The 15279-nt window shown below is 72.9% G+C and carries 16 protein-coding genes; 12 read left to right on the forward strand and 4 right to left on the reverse strand.

The window, feature by feature from the left end:
- The coding region (locus tag ACGFZA_RS24775; protein ID WP_393681966.1) for a hypothetical protein at positions 1 to 1053 on the reverse strand (1053 nt) is incomplete at its 3' end.
- A gap of 30 nt (positions 1054 to 1083) precedes the next feature.
- On the opposite strand from ACGFZA_RS24775, the gene ACGFZA_RS24780 reads away from it, so the two are divergent.
- On the forward strand, positions 1084 to 1848 hold the full coding sequence (locus ACGFZA_RS24780; protein ID WP_393681968.1) for a tetratricopeptide repeat protein: 765 nt from the start codon (positions 1084 to 1086) through the stop codon (positions 1846 to 1848).
- A 60-nt stretch (positions 1849 to 1908) separates the two neighbouring features.
- Here ACGFZA_RS24780 and ACGFZA_RS24785 read toward each other — a convergent pair whose 3' ends face one another.
- Positions 1909 to 3186, reverse strand: a complete 1278-nt coding sequence (locus ACGFZA_RS24785) for a DUF1015 family protein (RefSeq protein ID WP_385287168.1) — start codon at positions 3184 to 3186, stop codon at positions 1909 to 1911.
- Positions 3187 to 3258: 72 nt separating this feature from the next.
- Between ACGFZA_RS24785 and ACGFZA_RS24790 the strand changes: the two genes are divergently transcribed.
- A complete protein-coding gene (locus ACGFZA_RS24790) occupies positions 3259 to 4287 on the forward strand; it encodes an HAD-IIA family hydrolase (protein ID WP_385287169.1) in 1029 nt (342 codons plus the stop codon).
- A 109-nt stretch (positions 4288 to 4396) separates the two neighbouring features.
- On the opposite strand, the gene ACGFZA_RS24795 is transcribed toward ACGFZA_RS24790, so the two are convergent.
- Positions 4397 to 5278: a sigma-70 family RNA polymerase sigma factor gene (locus ACGFZA_RS24795; RefSeq protein ID WP_393681970.1), complete on the reverse strand. Its 882-nt coding sequence runs from the start codon at positions 5276 to 5278 to the stop codon at positions 4397 to 4399.
- A gap of 74 nt (positions 5279 to 5352) precedes the next feature.
- Between ACGFZA_RS24795 and ACGFZA_RS24800 the strand changes: the two genes are divergently transcribed.
- The 4 genes from ACGFZA_RS24800 to ACGFZA_RS24815 all read left to right on the forward strand — a co-directional run bounded on the left by ACGFZA_RS24800 (position 5353) and on the right by ACGFZA_RS24815 (position 9149).
- Entirely contained in the window at positions 5353 to 6102 is a 750-nt protein-coding gene (locus tag ACGFZA_RS24800) for an FMN-dependent NADH-azoreductase (RefSeq protein ID WP_393681972.1), read from the forward strand.
- Between the two features lie 106 nt (positions 6103 to 6208).
- On the forward strand, positions 6209 to 7168 hold the full coding sequence (locus tag ACGFZA_RS24805; protein WP_385287217.1) for a FecCD family ABC transporter permease: 960 nt from the start codon (positions 6209 to 6211) through the stop codon (positions 7166 to 7168).
- Entirely contained in the window at positions 7165 to 8244 is a 1080-nt protein-coding gene (locus tag ACGFZA_RS24810; protein ID WP_385287175.1) for a FecCD family ABC transporter permease, read from the forward strand. Before ACGFZA_RS24805 ends, ACGFZA_RS24810 begins: the two co-directional genes overlap by 4 nt.
- An 89-nt stretch (positions 8245 to 8333) precedes the next feature.
- A complete protein-coding gene (locus ACGFZA_RS24815) occupies positions 8334 to 9149 on the forward strand; it encodes an ABC transporter ATP-binding protein (protein ID WP_393682383.1) in 816 nt (271 codons plus the stop codon).
- A 271-nt stretch (positions 9150 to 9420) separates the two neighbouring features.
- On the opposite strand, the gene ACGFZA_RS24820 is transcribed toward ACGFZA_RS24815, so the two are convergent.
- Positions 9421 to 9768 (reverse strand): SCP2 sterol-binding domain-containing protein, encoded by a 348-nt coding sequence (locus ACGFZA_RS24820; RefSeq protein WP_393681975.1) that lies wholly within the window; start codon positions 9766 to 9768, stop codon positions 9421 to 9423.
- A 43-nt stretch (positions 9769 to 9811) separates the two neighbouring features.
- Between ACGFZA_RS24820 and ACGFZA_RS24825 the strand changes: the two genes are divergently transcribed.
- From ACGFZA_RS24825 to ACGFZA_RS24850, 6 genes are all read left to right on the forward strand, one after another.
- Positions 9812 to 10141, forward strand: a complete 330-nt coding sequence (locus ACGFZA_RS24825) for a hypothetical protein (RefSeq protein WP_393681977.1) — start codon at positions 9812 to 9814, stop codon at positions 10139 to 10141.
- Positions 10142 to 10148: 7 nt separating this feature from the next.
- Complete coding sequence (locus ACGFZA_RS24830) at positions 10149 to 10964, forward strand: TlyA family RNA methyltransferase (protein WP_385287180.1); 816 nt, start codon at positions 10149 to 10151, stop codon at positions 10962 to 10964.
- Positions 10961 to 11866 carry an NAD kinase gene (locus tag ACGFZA_RS24835; RefSeq protein ID WP_393681980.1) on the forward strand — a complete coding sequence of 302 codons (906 nt, stop codon included), beginning with the start codon at positions 10961 to 10963 and terminating at the stop codon, positions 11864 to 11866. The genes ACGFZA_RS24830 and ACGFZA_RS24835 overlap by 4 nt, the downstream gene beginning before the upstream one ends.
- A gap of 81 nt (positions 11867 to 11947) precedes the next feature.
- On the forward strand, positions 11948 to 13693 hold the full coding sequence (recN, locus tag ACGFZA_RS24840) for a DNA repair protein RecN (RefSeq protein ID WP_393682385.1): 1746 nt from the start codon (positions 11948 to 11950) through the stop codon (positions 13691 to 13693).
- A gap of 140 nt (positions 13694 to 13833) precedes the next feature.
- On the forward strand, positions 13834 to 13989 hold the full coding sequence (locus ACGFZA_RS24845) for a hypothetical protein (protein WP_393681982.1): 156 nt from the start codon (positions 13834 to 13836) through the stop codon (positions 13987 to 13989).
- A 189-nt stretch (positions 13990 to 14178) separates the two neighbouring features.
- Positions 14179 to 15276 carry a glycosyltransferase family 4 protein gene (locus ACGFZA_RS24850; protein WP_393681984.1) on the forward strand — a complete coding sequence of 366 codons (1098 nt, stop codon included), beginning with the start codon at positions 14179 to 14181 and terminating at the stop codon, positions 15274 to 15276.
- Positions 15277 to 15279 lie beyond the last annotated feature (3 nt).

Genomic DNA, 15279 nt, shown 5'->3' on the forward strand with positions numbered 1-15279 from the left:
TTCCGTCGGGACGACCGTGCTCCGCGTCGTGATGACGACCGTGGTGGGCGTTCGGGCGGTGGCTTCGAGCGTCGTGACGACCGGCCGCGTGGGCCGCGTCGCGACGAGGACAACCGTGGTGGCAGCACCGGTGGCGGTTTCCGTCGGGACGACAGCCGTCCGTCCAGCGGTGGTGGCGGTTTCCGCCGTGACGACCGTGGCGGTTCCGGTTCGTCCGGTGGCGGGTTCCGTCGCGATGACCGTGCTCCGCGTCGTGATGACGACCGTGGTGGGCGTTCGGGCGGTGGCTTCGAGCGTCGTGACGACCGGCCGCGTGGGCCGCGTCGCGACGACGACAACCGTGGTGGCAGCACCGGTGGCGGTTTCCGTCGCGATGACAGCCGTGGCGGCAGCACGGGCGGTGGTTTCCGTCGCGATGACAGCCGTGGTGGCAGCACCGGTGGTGGTTTCCGTCGGGACGACAGCCGTCCGTCCAGCGGTGGTGGCGGCTTCCGTCGTGACGACCGTGGCGGTTCCGGTTCGTCTGGTGGCGGCTTCCGCCGTGACGACAACCGTGGCGGTTCGTCCGGTGGCGGTTTCCGTCGCGATGACCGTGCTCCGCGTCGTGATGACGACCGTGGTGGGCGTTCGGGCGGTGGCTTCGAGCGTCGTGACGACCGGCCGCGTGGGCCGCGTCGCGACGACGACAACCGTGGTGGCAGCACCGGTGGCGGTTTCCGCCGCGATGACAGCCGTGGCGGCAGCACGGGCGGTGGTTTCCGTCGCGATGACAGCCGTGGTGGTTCGTCCGGTGGCGGTTTCCGTCGGGACGACAGCCGTCCGTCCAGCGGCGGTGGCGGCTTCCGCCGTGACGACCGTGGCGGTTCCTCCGGTGGTGGTTTCCGTCGCGACGACAACCGTGGCGGTTCGTCGGGTGGCGGTTTCCGTGGGCGGCGCGATGACGACCGCGGCGGCTACCGAGGCCGCGACGACCGTGGTGGGTACGAGCGTCGGGACGAGCGCGAGCGTGAGCCGATCAAGCGGCTTCCGATCCCCGACGAGGTCACCGGCCACGAGATCGACAAGGACGTCCGGCAGGAGCTGATGAGCCTGCCCAAGACCCTGGCCGAGGATGTCGCCAGGAACCTCGTCATGGTGGCCCGCCTCCTCGACGAGGACCCCGAGCAGGCATACGCGTACGCGCGCATCGCTCTGCGACTGGCCTCGCGAGTCGCGGCTGTGCGTGAGGCGGCGGGCTTCGCCGCCTATGCGACGCAGAAGTACGCCGAGGCGCTGGCGGAGTTCCGGGCGTCCCGGCGGATGACCGGTTCCGTGGAACTGTGGCCCGTGATGGCCGACTGCGAGCGCGGACTGGGCCGGCCCGAGCGGGCGATGGCCATGGCCGGCGAGCCCGAGGTACAGAAGCTGGACAAGGCCGGACAGGTCGAGATGCGTCTGGTCGCTGCCGGCGCCCGTCGTGACATGGGGCAGATCGACGCCGCCATCGTGACGCTGCAGAGTTCCGAGCTGGCCTCCAGCGCTGTCCACCCGTGGACGCCGCGCCTGCGCTACGCGTACGCGGACGCGCTGCTGGCCGCCGGTCGCGAGGACGAGGCGCGCGAGTGGTTCGGAAAGGCCCTGGAGGCCGACAAGGACGGCTCCACCGACGCGTCGGACCGGCTTGCCGAGCTGGACGGTGTCGAGTTCGTCGATGCTCTGGGTGACGACGACGAGGACGGCGCTCCCGTCCCCGCCGAAGCGGCCGATGCCGCCGAGGCGCCGGTGGTAGCCGCCGCCGACGACCGTGACGACGAGGACGAGGACGAGGACGACGACGATCGGGACGAGGACGGCCCGGTCAAGGCGTAACGAAGAAGAAGAGGGCGGCACCCCACGTGGGGTGCCGCCCTCTTCTGCGTCGGGGCCGTCTCAGCCGAGGGCCAGGCTGCGCAGGACCAGGCCCGTGGCCGGCTTGGGACCGAAGGACGTTGACTTGCGCGGCATCGTCACGCCCTGCCGGGCCAGGTCCCGGACGACCTCCTCGCGCACCGGATGCATCAGAACCGCCGTTGATCCGTGGCGTTCGGCCTGCTCCACGGCTGCCGCGGTGTCGTGGATGTAGGCGATGTGCGCCGGGTCGTCGGGGATCTGCCAGACGTGGTCGAGCAGCGCCGAGTGCAGAACCGTCGCGTCGAGGGTGCGCCAGGCGGCCGGTCGGTCCGCCGGGACGGTGCGTTCCAGTAGAGCCTCGTCGGGTCGGTCGGCCAGATGGAAACCACCGTCGCCCGCGAGCAGGAAGGCGTTGCCCTCTGCTGCGGCCCCGGCCAGAGCGTCCAGGGCGTGGGGGAGTGGCCCCTCGACGTCACGGATACGGAAGAGGCCGGTCAGCGCGGCGAGCGCGTCGGCGACGGGCAGCCCGTGCAGCAGCCGGTGGATGGAGCGGACCCGCAGCGGGTAGCGGGCCGTGTCGACCAGGAGCACCAGGCCGAAGTCCCATGGGCCGGGGGCGGCGTGCTCCTGTTGAAGCCTGAGATAGGTGGCCCAGCGGTGGTGGCCGTCGGCGATCAGAGCCTGGTGACGGGCCAGATCCGCTTCGATCGCCGACCGTTCGGCGGCGTCGGTGACCGCCCAGAGCCGGTGGCTGAAGCCGTCCTCCGTGGTGGTGGTGAGCAGCGGCGGGCGATGGATCGTGCGCTCGATGACGGTGGTCGCCCCGGTGTCGCTGCCGTCGCTGCGATAGGTCAGCAGCAGCGGTTCGAGGTGGGCCGCCGTGGTCCGCATCAGATCGGCGCGGTCCTCGACGACATCGGCCATCACGTCCTCGTGCGGGAGCACGATGCCGTCGGCGGGGCCGGAGAGGGCCAGCGCGCCGATGACACCGCGCTGGAGGATCTCGCCGTTGCGCTGCTCGTACACGTAGAGCACGGGCTCGGGATCGGGGGCGAGGATTCCCTCCGCGAGCCAGTGGTTCAGGGTCGCGGAGGCCTGCTCGTGGCGGGCGGCGGCGGTGTCCGCCTGCGGCAGGATCAGCCGCACGATGTTGTGCGGATCCGCTGATTCCAGGTGGAGCAGGCCGTCGGGGCGTACGACGACGTCGTACGGGGGCGAGGTCACCGCGGCCAGACTGCCGACCCGCTCGGGGACGTAGCGCAGTCCACGGAACGGAATCAGGTGCAGTCCCTGGTCCGCGCGGCCTCGTGTGTTCATTTCTGCATCGTATGTGCGGTTCGGGGATGCGCGATGATCGGGGGGAGACGCAGGCAATGAGGAGCGCAGGATATGAGTCAGGCGAGCAGGACCAGGCCGAGCGGGAGCAGCACCGCGTTGAGCGAGGCGTACGACACGGCGCTGCTCGATCTCGACGGGGTGGTGTACGCGGGTGGGCAGGCGATCGACCATGCGGTCGAGGCGCTCGGCACGGCGCGGGACGGTGGAATGCACCTGGCGTATGTGACCAACAACGCGCTGCGGACGCCGGACGCGGTGGCGGAGCATCTGACCGAGCTCGGGGTGCCGGCCGAGCCCGCCGACGTGATCACGTCGGCGCAGGCCGTGGCCCGGCTGATGGCCGATCAACTGCCCGCCGGAGCGCGGGTGCTGGTGATCGGGGGCGAAGGGCTGCGGGTGGCGCTGCGTGAACGCGGGCTGGAGCCCGTGGAGTCCGCGGACGACGACCCGGTGGCGGTGGCGCAGGGGTACGGCGGGCCCGACATGGCGTGGGGCCGGTTCGCCGAGGCGTCCTACGCGATCAACCGCGGTCTGCCGTGGTTCGCGTCCAACACGGATCTGACGATTCCGAGCGCCCGGGGGATCGCGCCGGGCAACGGGGCGGCCGTGGCGGTCGTACGGATCGCGACCGGCGCCGAGCCGCAGGTGGCCGGGAAGCCGCTGCCCCCGATGCACAGGGAGACCGTGCTGCGGACCGGTGCCGAACGGCCGTTGGTGGTCGGGGACCGGCTGGACACGGACATCGAGGGCGCGTTCAACGGGGGCGTGGACTCACTGCTGGTGCTGACCGGAGTGACGGACGCCGCGCAGCTGTTGGCGGCCGGGCCGGAGCACCGGCCGACGTATGTGGACGCCGATCTGCGCGGACTGCTGACGGGGCAGCCCGAGGTGACGCGGGAGGGCGAGGGCTTCGGCTGCGGCGGCTGGACGGCGTCCGTCCGGGCGGAGGAGCTGGTGCTGGACGGTGACGGGGAGGCGCTCGACGGTCTGCGCGCCCTGTGCGCGGCGGCGTGGTCGCACGCCGGGGAGGGCTCGTGCGGGCTGGACGCGGAGAAGGCGGTGGCCAGGCTCGGGCTGTAGGGCCCGGCCCGGCCACCGCGGAGACCTTGCGCGGAGCCGGTCGCGATGCCGTCGGCCGTGACGGTGCCGGCTGTGACGTGCCGGCCGGGACATCGTTGGCCGGGACCCGTCAGTGCAGGACGGCGATGCTGAGCCGGCGCAGGCGTGCCGGGTCGGCGATCACGTCGTACGCGGTGATCCTGTCGCCCTCGATGGTGAAGGAGAGGGCGAACAGCAGACGGCCGCGCGGGGCCACGACGACTCCCACCACGCCGTCGACCAGAGCGAGTTCGGCGAGCTGCGACCGGTGGGCCAGCGCAGCCGTCCCCTCCGCGACGGTGCGCGCGCCGCGGGCCACGGCCGCCGCGCCCGGCGGCACCGCGAAGGGGTCGGCACGGCGCACCGCATCGGGGGCCAGGACCGCGAGGATCGCGGTGAGGTCACCGGCCCGCGCGGCGGTGAGGAACGCCGAGACGACCTGACGCTGCCGGGCCAGTTCGGCCGCCGGGACCGCGGGCGTGCCCCGCACCTTGTGGCGCGCGCGGCTGGCGATCTTCTTCGTGGTGACCGGCGTGCGTTCCACGAGGGGTGCGATCTCGCTGAACGGCACGGCGAACATGTCGTGCAGCACGAACGCGATCCGCTCGACGGGCTCCAGCGTGTCCAGGACCACGAGCAGCGCACGGCTCACCGAGTCGGCCAGCAGCGCCTCGTCCTCCGGACGGCTTTCCTGCGCGGAGTCCGGGACCCGGTCGAGGAACTGCTGCTCCCGCACGTCCTCCCGACGCGACCTGCGGGAGCGCAACATGTCGAGGCAGATGCGGGTCACCACGGTCCGCAGCCAGCCGGCCAGGTTGTCCACCTCGTCCGCGTCGACCCGGCAGAGGCGCAGCCAGGCCTCCTGGACGGCGTCGTCTGCCTCGTCCAGTGAGCCGAGCATCCGGTGGGCGACCGCGCGCAGCAGGCCGCGCTGCTCCTCGAAGCGTTCCGCCAAGGCCTCGTGCTCGTCCACCGGTCACCTTTCGCCGTCCTGGTCCGTCACCCCTCCTGACGAACGCAACGTGGCTGAAGTGACAGGAGAGCCCGATGACATCCTTGTTGCACCTGGATTCCAGTGCCAATCGCTCCGACGAGTCGGTCAGCAGGCAACTGACCGCGCTGTTCGCCCGCACGTGGCGGGCCGCGAACGGACCGGCCGGATACCGGTACCGGGACCTGGCCGCCGACCCGGTGCCGCCGGTGGAGACCGCCTACTGCGCCCTCGGCCGGCGAGTGGAGCGGAAGGGGATCGTCGCGCCGGACGCGGTGGACGCCCTGATCGGGAGCGTGGCCGAGGAACGGGAGTGGTCGCTGACCCGCCCGCTGGTCACCGAACTGCTGGCGGCCGACACCGTGCTGATCGGCGCCCCGATGTACAACTACGCGGTCTCCGCCTCACTGAAGGCGTGGATCGACCGGGTCGGCTTCCCCGGGGCGCTCACCGACCCGGTCACGGGGGACGGCCTGCTGCGCGGGACGAAGGTCGTGGTGATCAGCGCGCGGGGCGGCGCCTACGGCCCGGGAACCCCGCGGGAGGCCTGGGACTTCCAGACTCCGTACCTGCGGGCCTACCTCGGTGAGAATGGGGTGGCCCCGTCGGACCTGCACTTCATCGCCGCCGAGATGACCATGGCCGAGCTGGTCCCGGACCTGGCCCGTTTCCGGCCGATGGCCGCGAGCTCGCTCGCCGCGGCGCGAGCGGAAGTGATCGCCGTCGCCTCGGGCAGGCCCTCGGCAGGAGGCCGGATCGCAGACGGGAAGGCCGGATCGAAGTCGCGGGAGGGTAGGCTAACCTAACCGCGTGTTCGTTGAGAGTCCCCCGGAACCGAGTGCAGGCCCGATAGCCGCCCCGGACAGAGCCACGCCCCCCAGGCGCCATGCGGTACGCGCCGTGGGGCTCCTGGTGGCGCTGGCCGCCCTGGTGCTGGTGTGCCTGGCGAGTATCGCGATCGGCGCCAAGGGGCTGCCGCTCGCCGATGTGTGGCACGGCCTGTTCCACTCCGCGGGGAGCGGCGACGACGTCCTCGTACGGAAGGTGCGCATTCCGCGGACCGTCCTCGGGCTGATCGTCGGCGCCGCGCTCGGACTCGCCGGGGCCGTGATGCAGGCGCTGACCCGCAACCCGCTGGCCGAGCCCGGGCTGCTCGGTGTCAACGCGGGCGCGTCGGCGGCGGTGGTCTCCGCCATCAGCTTCTTCGGCGTCACCTCGCTGACCGGATACGTCTGGTTCGCCTTCGCCGGGGCCGCGATCGTCTCGGTCGCCGTGTACCTGCTCGGCGGCAGCCGGTCCGCCAACCCCGTACGGCTCGCCCTGGCCGGCACGGCCGTCACCGCAGCGCTGTACGGGTACGTCAACGCCGTACAGCTGCTGGATTCGGCGGCGCTGGACCGGCTGCGGTTCTGGACCGTCGGCTCGCTGGCCTCCGCGAACATGGAGACCGTCGGCAAGGTGTGGCCGTTCATCGCGCTCGGCGTGCTGCTCACGCTGCTCATCGCGCGGCCGCTCAACGCCCTGGAGATGGGCGACGACACGGCCCGGGCGCTCGGCGCCCATCTGACCCGGACCCGGATCCTCGCGATGCTCGCCGTCACCCTGCTGTGCGGGGCCGCGACGGCCGCGTGCGGGCCGATCGTCTTCATCGGTCTGATGATCCCGCACCTGGTGCGCACGATCACCGGACCCGACATGCGGTGGATCCTGCCGTACGCGGCCGTGCTCTCCCCGGTGCTCCTGCTCGGCGCGGACGTGGTCGGCCGCGTCGTCGCCCGTCCGTCCGAGCTGCAGGTCGGCATCGTCACCGCGCTGCTCGGCGGACCCGTCTTCATCTATCTCGTACGACGCAAGAGGATGTCCCAGCTGTGAAGGCCACCCAGGAGGAGACGGCGGGGACGCAGGGGACGGCACGGTCGGTGCGGGCCGTGCGGACGGCCGGCGGGTACTCGTTCCGGATCAACGTCCGGGCGTCCGTCGTCATCGTGCTGCTCGCCGTCGTGGCGGCGGGCGCGGCCGTCGTCCTCATCGGCAGCGGCGACTTCTCGATGACGCCGGGCGAGGTCGTCACCACGCTCTTCGGGCACGGCACCTTCCAGCAGGAGTTCATCGTCACGGACCTGCGCCTGCCGCGGGTGCTGGTCGGACTCCTCGTCGGGGCGGCGCTCGGCGTGGGTGGCGCCGTCTTCCAGACGATCTCGCGCAACCCGCTCGGCAGCCCCGACGTACTCGGCTTCGGCCAGGGCGCGACCGCGGGTGCGCTGACCGTGATCGTCCTCTTCCAGGGCGGCGCGGTCGCGGTCGCGGGCGGCGCGGTGGCCGGCGGTCTGCTGACCGGGGTCGCCGTCTACCTGCTGGCATGGAAGCGCGGGGTCCACGGGTTCCGGCTCGTCCTGGTGGGCATCGGCGCGGCCGCCATGCTCACCGCCGCGACCCAGTACCTGATCACCAAGGCCAACCTCGTCGACGCGACCCGTGCCGTCGTCTGGATGACGGGCTCGCTCGACGGCCGGGACTGGGCGCAGGTCTGGCCCCTGCTCGTGGTCTGCGGCGTGCTGCTCCCGCTGGTGTTCGGCCACGGGCCCGCTCTGCGAGTGATGGAGATGGGCGACGACGCCGCGTACGCGCTCGGGGTACGGGTCGAGCGCACCCGGCTCGTCCTGATGGGCTCCGCCGTGCTGCTCGTCGCCGTCGCCACGGCCGCCGCGGGACCGATCGCGTTCGTCTCGCTGAGTGCCCCGCAGCTGGCCCGCCGCCTCACCCGCTCCACCGGTCCCAACCTGGTGGCCGCGGCCTTCATGGGGGCAGCGCTCCTCCTCGTCGCCGACTGGGTGTCGATGGAGGCCTTCGGCGACCGGCAACTGCCCGTCGGCGTGGTCACCGGGGTGCTCGGCGGCTGCTATCTGCTGTGGCTCCTGGTGTCCGAGCGCAAGGCGGGCCGCATATGAGGACCGCCGCACAGGGCGCGGAGCGGGCGCCCGGCACCGATCCCGACCCCCGTTCCCCCACCGATCCGACCCACCCCCGGAGTACGACCATGCAGCGCCTCACCGCGGACTCGGTGACCCTCGGCTACGACCAGCGGGTCATCGCGGAGAACCTCTCGGTCGCGATCCCCGACCACTCGTTCACCGTGATCGTCGGACCCAACGCCTGCGGGAAGTCGACGCTGCTGCGGGCACTCTCCCGGATGCTGAAGCCGACCCGCGGCCGGGTGCTGCTGGACGGGGAGTCGATCCACGGCCTGCCCGCGAAGAAGGTCGCCAGGACGCTGGGGCTGCTGCCCCAGTCCTCGATCGCGCCGGAGGGCATCACCGTGGCGGACCTGGTGGCCCGGGGGCGCTACCCGCACCAGGGACTGCTGCGGCAGTGGTCGCCCGAGGACGAACGCATTGTCGAGGAATCGATGGCGTCGACCGGTGTCGGTGAACTGGGTGATCGCTATGTCGACGAATTGTCCGGTGGCCAGCGCCAGCGGGTCTGGATCGCGATGGCGCTCGCGCAGCAGACGCCTCTGCTGCTGCTCGACGAGCCGACGACGTACCTCGACATCCAGCACCAGATCGACGTGCTCGATCTGTGTGCGGAGCTGCACGAGACCCAGGGGCGCACGCTGGTGGCGGTCCTGCACGATCTGAACCACGCCGCGCGGTACGCCACCCACCTCATCGCCATGCGGGAGGGCGAGATCATCGCGGAGGGGCCGCCCGGGGAGATCGTCACCGCGGAGCTCGTCGAGCGGGTGTTCGGGCTGCGGTGCCAGGTGATCCCCGACCCGGAGACGGGGACGCCGCTGGTGGTGCCGGCCGCGCGGGTGCGGGTGCCGCGGGCGGCGGTGTCCGGGGGCGCGTGACTTTCGGCCACGCGCCGTCCGCCGGCGCCGGACGGGTGGAACGGCCGTGCCTTGCCCGGAGGCGCAGGACGGGCGTGCCACGTGCTCACGAGCGCCGGACGGGCCGGAAGGCGACGTCAGCGACCTCAGCCGCCGGACGGGCCGGAAGGCGGCCTCAGAGCGACTTCAGGCGTCGGACGGCCGGTAGGCGACCCCAGAGCGACTTCAGCCGTCGGACGGGCCGGAAGGCGGCCTCAGCCACCTCGGCCGCAGCTCGGGTCCGGTCCGGCGGCTACAGCAGCGATCTGAGTTTCAGCAGGTCACGGAAGCCGGCCTCCAGGCGGACCCGGCCCGAGCCCCACGCCTTGGCGAAGTTCAGCTCGCCGTCCACCATCGCCACCAGATCGTCCCCGGTCATCGCGAGCCGGATCTCCGCCTTCTCGCGGGGTGGTCCCTCGACTGTGTCCAGGACGTGGATACGGCCCTCGGAGAGGCGCCCGGTGAACGTCACGTCGAGGTCCTTGATGTGGCAGCTGAGCGAACGGTCGAGCGCCGCCGCGCCGCGCACGTCGCCGTCGGCACCCGCGAGGTTGTCGGAAAGTCTGTCGAGTGCGCTGCGGCACTCCGTCATGGTCGCCATCGCGACCGACGTTACCGCAGCCCCTCGCGGTAGCGTTTCCCGTATGAGCGACTCGATGCCGGGGCCGGACACGGCCGCCGGAACCGCGCCCGGCGAGATCCCGCAGGACGTACCGCAGGAACCGTCCGCCGCGGTGTCGCACGAGCCTGCCGGTCCGGCGCCCCTCGGCGTCGCACGCACGCCCACGGGCGACGCCCACGTGGACGCGCACCTGGAGCGTCTGGCGGATGCGGACCACCTCGCGGCGGACGGACACATCGAGGTGTACGAGGATGTACACCGGGGCCTGCGCGCATCGCTGACCGCGCTGGACGCCGGGCCCGCACCCGCGCCGGTACCCGTACCGGTGCCCTCGTACGACAACAGGAGCTGAACCGAACGTGGCAGGAGTGGCCCGTCGCCGCCTCGACGCCGAGCTGGTACGCCGAAAGCTCGCCCGCTCGCGCGAGCATGCCAGCCAGCTGATCGCCGCAGGACGTGTGACCGTCGGCGGCAACACCGCGACCAAACCGGCCACCCAGGTCGAGACGAGTGCCGCCCTGGTCGTCACGAAGGACGACAGCGACCCCGAGTACGTCTCGCGCGGCGGCCACAAACTGGCGGGCGCCCTCGCCGCCTTCGTCCCCCTCGGGCTGGAGGTGGCGGGACGCAGGGCCCTCGACGCCGGCGCGTCGACCGGCGGGTTCACCGATGTGCTGCTGCGCGCCGGAGCCGCCCGTGTCCTCGCCGTGGACGTCGGTTACGGGCAACTCGCCTGGTCGCTCCAGTCCGATGAACGCGTCACCGTCAAGGACCGTACGAACGTGCGGGAACTGACCCTGGAGGCGATCGACGGCGAGCCGGTCGACCTGGTGGTGGGCGATCTGTCGTTCATCCCGCTCGGGCTCGTCCTGCCCGCCCTGGCGCGCTGCGCCGCCCCGGACGCCGACCTGGTCCTCATGGTCAAGCCGCAGTTCGAGGTGGGCAAGGAGCGCCTCGGCAGCGGCGGCGTGGTGCGCAGCCCCGAACTGCGCGCCGAAGCGGTACGGGAGGTGGCCCGCCGGGCCTGGGCGCTGGGCCTGGGTGTCCGGGGTGTGACGGCGAGCCCGTTGCCCGGGCCGTCGGGGAATGTCGAGTACTTTCTGTGGCTGCGGGCCGGAGCACCTGAACTGGATCCCGCGGATGTCGACCGTGCAGTGGCGGAGGGGCCTCGTTGACGACGAATGCGGCACGAACAGTCTTTCTTTTGGCGCACACCGGCCGGCCGGCCGCGATCCGGAGCGCCGAACTCGTCGTCCAGGGGCTGCTCCGCAGCGGCCTGGGCGTGCGGGTCCTGGCCCATGAGGCGGCCGATCTGCCGCTGCCCCCGTCCGTCGAGACGGTCACCGATGCCACCCCCGAGGCGGTCGACGGCTGCGAGCTGCTGATCGTGCTCGGCGGGGACGGGACGCTGTTGCGGGGCGCGGAGCTGTCGCGCGCCTCCGGGGTCCCGATGCTGGGCGTCAACCTCGGCCGCGTCGGCTTCCTCGCCGAGGCCGAGCGCGACGACCTCGACAAGGTCGTCGACCGGGTCGTCACCCGGGCGTACACCGTCGAGGAGCGCATGACGATCGACGTCCTCGTGCACAGCAACGGAGACGTCGTCCACCGCGACTGGGCGCTCAACGAGGCGGCCGTGCAGAAGGTGTCGCCCGAGCGGATGCTGGAGGTCGTGCTGGAGATCGACGGCCGGCCGGTCACCGGGTTCGGCTGCGACGGCATCGTGTGCGCGACGCCGACCGGCTCGACCGCGTACGCCTTCTCGGCCGGCGGGCCCGTCGTCTGGCCCGAGGTCGAGGCGCTGCTGATGGTCCCGATCAGCGCTCACGCGCTGTTCGCCAAGCCGCTGGTGACGTCGCCGACCTCGGTGCTCGCCGTCGAGGTCCAGCCGCACACCCCGCACGGGGTGCTGTGGTGCGACGGACGCAGGACCGTGGAGCTGCCCGCCGGCGCACGCGTCGAGGTGCGGCGCGGCACCGTGCCCGTACGGCTGGCGCGGCTGCACCAGGCCTCGTTCACGGACCGGCTGGTGGCCAAGTTCGCACTGCCGGTGTCGGGCTGGCGGGGCGCGCCGCACTGACCCCGGCGGGTTCCCGTACCGGTGGATCCGGCGCTCCGACCGCGACCCGTGTGCGCGCGGGCCATGAAACCTCGTATGGTCATGTGCGTGTTGGAGGAGATGCGGATACGGTCGCTCGGAGTCATCGACGACGCGGTGGTGGAGCTGTCACCCGGTTTCACCGCGGTGACCGGTGAGACCGGCGCGGGCAAGACCATGGTCGTCACCAGCCTGGGGCTGCTGCTCGGCGGACGTGCCGATCCCGCCCTGGTGCGGATCGGTGCCAAGGCCGCCGTCGTCGAGGGCCGGATCACGGTGGCCGAGGGCGACGCGGCGGCGTTGCGGGCCGAGGAGGCAGGCGCCGAGATCGAGGACGGTGCGCTGCTCGTCAGCCGTACCGTTTCGGCGGAAGGGCGCTCCCGGGCCCATCTCGGCGGCAGATCCGTGCCGGTGGGAGTGCTGGCCGAACTCGCCGACGAACTCGTCGCCGTGCACGGACAGACCGACCAGCAGGGACTGCTCAAGCCGGCCCGGCAGCGGCAGGCCCTGGACCGGTACGCGGGCGACGGCGTCGCCGGGCCGCATGCCAAGTACGAGGCGGCCTACCGGCGGCTGCGCGAGGTCGCCGGTGAGCTCGACGAGCTGACCACGCGCGCCCGCGAACGCGCCCAGGAAGCCGATCTGCTGCGCTTCGGACTGAACGAGATCGCCGCGGTCGAACCGCTGCCCGGCGAGGACACCGAGCTCGCCGCCGAGGCGCAGCGCCTCGGCCACGCCGACGCGCTCGCCTCCGCCGCCGCCCTCGCGCACACCGCGCTGGCCGGCAATCCCGAGGACCCCGAGGCCCTGGACGCGACGACCGTCGTGGCCGCCGCCCGGCAGGCGCTGGACGGGGTGCGCTCCCACGACCCGGCGCTCGCCGCACTCGCCGACCGCGTCGGCGAGATCTCGATCCTGCTCGCCGATGTCTCGGGCGAACTGTCCGGGTACGCCGACCAGCTGGACTCCGACCCGCTGCGGCTCGCCGCGGTCGAGGAGCGCCGTGCCGCGCTCACCGCGCTCACCCGCAAGTACGGGGTGGACATCGCCGCCGTACTGGCCTGGTCCGAGGAAGGGGTGGCCCGGCTGACCGAGCTGGAGGGCGACGACGACCGGATCGGCGAACTGACCGCGGAGCGGGACGCGCTGCGCGCCGAACTCTCCGGCCTCGGCCAGGCGCTGACGGATGCCCGCACCGCGGCGGCCGCGCTCTTCGCCCAAGCGGTGACCGCGGAGCTCGCCTCCCTCGCCATGCCTCACGCCCGCGTCTCCTTCGACATCCGGCAGACCGAGGCGCCGGACGAGGCGTCCGGCATCGAGATCGACGGACGCAACGTGGCCTACGGGCCGTCGGGCGCCGACGAGGTCGAACTCCTGCTGGCCCCGCACCCGGGCGCCCAGCCCCGGCCGATCGCCAAGGGCGCCTCGGGCGGTGAGCTGTCCCGGGTGATGCTCGCCGTCGAGGTGGTCTTCGCCGGATCCGACCCCGTACCCACCTACCTCTTCGACGAGGTCGACGCGGGTGTCGGCGGCAAGGCGGCCGTCGAGGTCGGCCGGCGGCTGGCGAAGCTCGCCAGGTCGGCCCAGGTCGTGGTCGTGACCCACCTGCCCCAGGTGGCCGCGTTCGCCGACCGGCAGCTGCTGGTCGAGAAGACCGTGGACGGCTCGGTCACCAGCAGCGGGGTCACCGTCCTGGAGGGCGAGGACCGGGTGCGCGAGCTGTCGCGGATGCTCGCGGGCCAGGAGGACTCCGAGACCGCCAGGGCACACGCGGAGGAACTGCTGGCCACGGCACGGGCGGACGTCTGACCCTTCCGGACTGGACGTCCGGCCCTTCCGGACTCCGGACGCGGAAGCGGCGGCGACGCCCGGCGGTGCCGGGCGCGGCGGCCGCCGCGCCGATGGCCGCCGCGGCGCTCGCCCGCGGCCGGCCCGGGGGAGCGCGGACGATGAGGGGACGTCGGGGGCGCGCCCTGGGCGCCGCTCTCGGTGCCGTCGTCGGACCCGGCCGGGCCCGACTCGTCCCCCATGCCGCGGGGCTCGGCGCGGCGACGGCGTGCGGAGAGCGCGTCACCCGGCTCGCCGTGACGCCCTTCACGCGCTGATCCGGCGTTCGGGACCGCGAGGAATTCACCCGTGCGGGTGATGCGCCACGCCCGGTATGTCGCGGTGCGCGGCGGCGTGACGACTCGGCCGTGCCGGAACGTGCGTACGGACTGGCATCCTTGGCGGTGTACTTACGGCCGTCGGGTGACGCCGTTACCCCGAATCGGGAGCCCCGGGAGTCGTTCAACGTGTCACAGCTGCGTACGGTCCAAGTGCTGGGCGGCGGCAGTGCGGGCAGCAGCGCCCATGTCCGCTCGCTGGCCGCCGGACTGGTCGCGCGAGGCGTGCAGGTCACCGTCTGCGCCCCCGCGGCACTGGAGCGCGCCTACGAATTCGCCGCCACGGGGGCCCGTTTCGTGCCCGTGCCGCGGCGCAGTGACCCTGCCGCCGTCGCCTCGCTGCGCGCCGCCTGCGAGGGTGCCGACGTCGTGCACGCGCACGGACTGCACTCCGCCGTGCGGGCCGCCCTGGCACTCGGCGGCCGATCGGTCCCCCTGGTCATGACCTGGCACACCCGGGCCCATGCCGAGGGTGCGCGCCGCAGCCTGTTGCATCTGCTGGAGCGAAGAGCCGCCCGCGCGGCGTCGGTTGTGCTCGGCACGTCGTCGGACCTGGTCGACCGGGCCCGGAGCCGCGGCGCGCGTGACGCCCGTCTCGCGCCCGTGGCCGTCCCCGCGCCACGGGCCCCCGCGTCGGTGTCCGACGGCAAGATGCGGGCCGAACTCGGCGCGGTGGAACGACCGCTGATCGTCGCGGTCGGCAGTCTCGTACCGCATCACGGGTACGGCACGCTGCTCGACGCGGCACGGATGTGGCGTCGGCTCGACCCCGTACCCCTGCTGGTCATCGCGGGCGAAGGACGGGAACGGGCGGCGTTGCGGCGCCGGATCAAGGCCGAGGACCTGCCCGTCTCGCTGATCGGCAGCCGCTCCGACGTTCCCGAACTCCTGGCCGCCGCCGACCTGGTCGTGCTGCCCAGCCGCTGGGAGGCGCGTTCGGTGCTGGCCCAGGAGGCGTTGCGGGCCGGGGCGCCGCTGGTGGCGACCGCGGTCGGCGGAGTCCCCGAACTCGTGGGCGACGCGGCGGAACTCGTGCCGGACGCGAACGCGGAGGCGCTCGCCCGGGCCGTCGCCCGGCTGCTCGGTGACCCGGCGGAGCGGGAGCGGCTGGCCGCTGCCGGGCCCCGGCAGGCGGCGAGTTGGCCGACCGAGGACGACACGATCGCCCAAATGCTCAGCGTATACGACGAGTTGGTGCAGCCGCTCGCGCCACCCCGTACCCGCTGAGGC

Source organism: Streptomyces sp. NPDC048211 (assembly GCF_043202315.1).
In the GTDB taxonomy this organism is placed as follows: Bacteria; Actinomycetota; Actinomycetes; order Streptomycetales; family Streptomycetaceae; genus Streptomyces.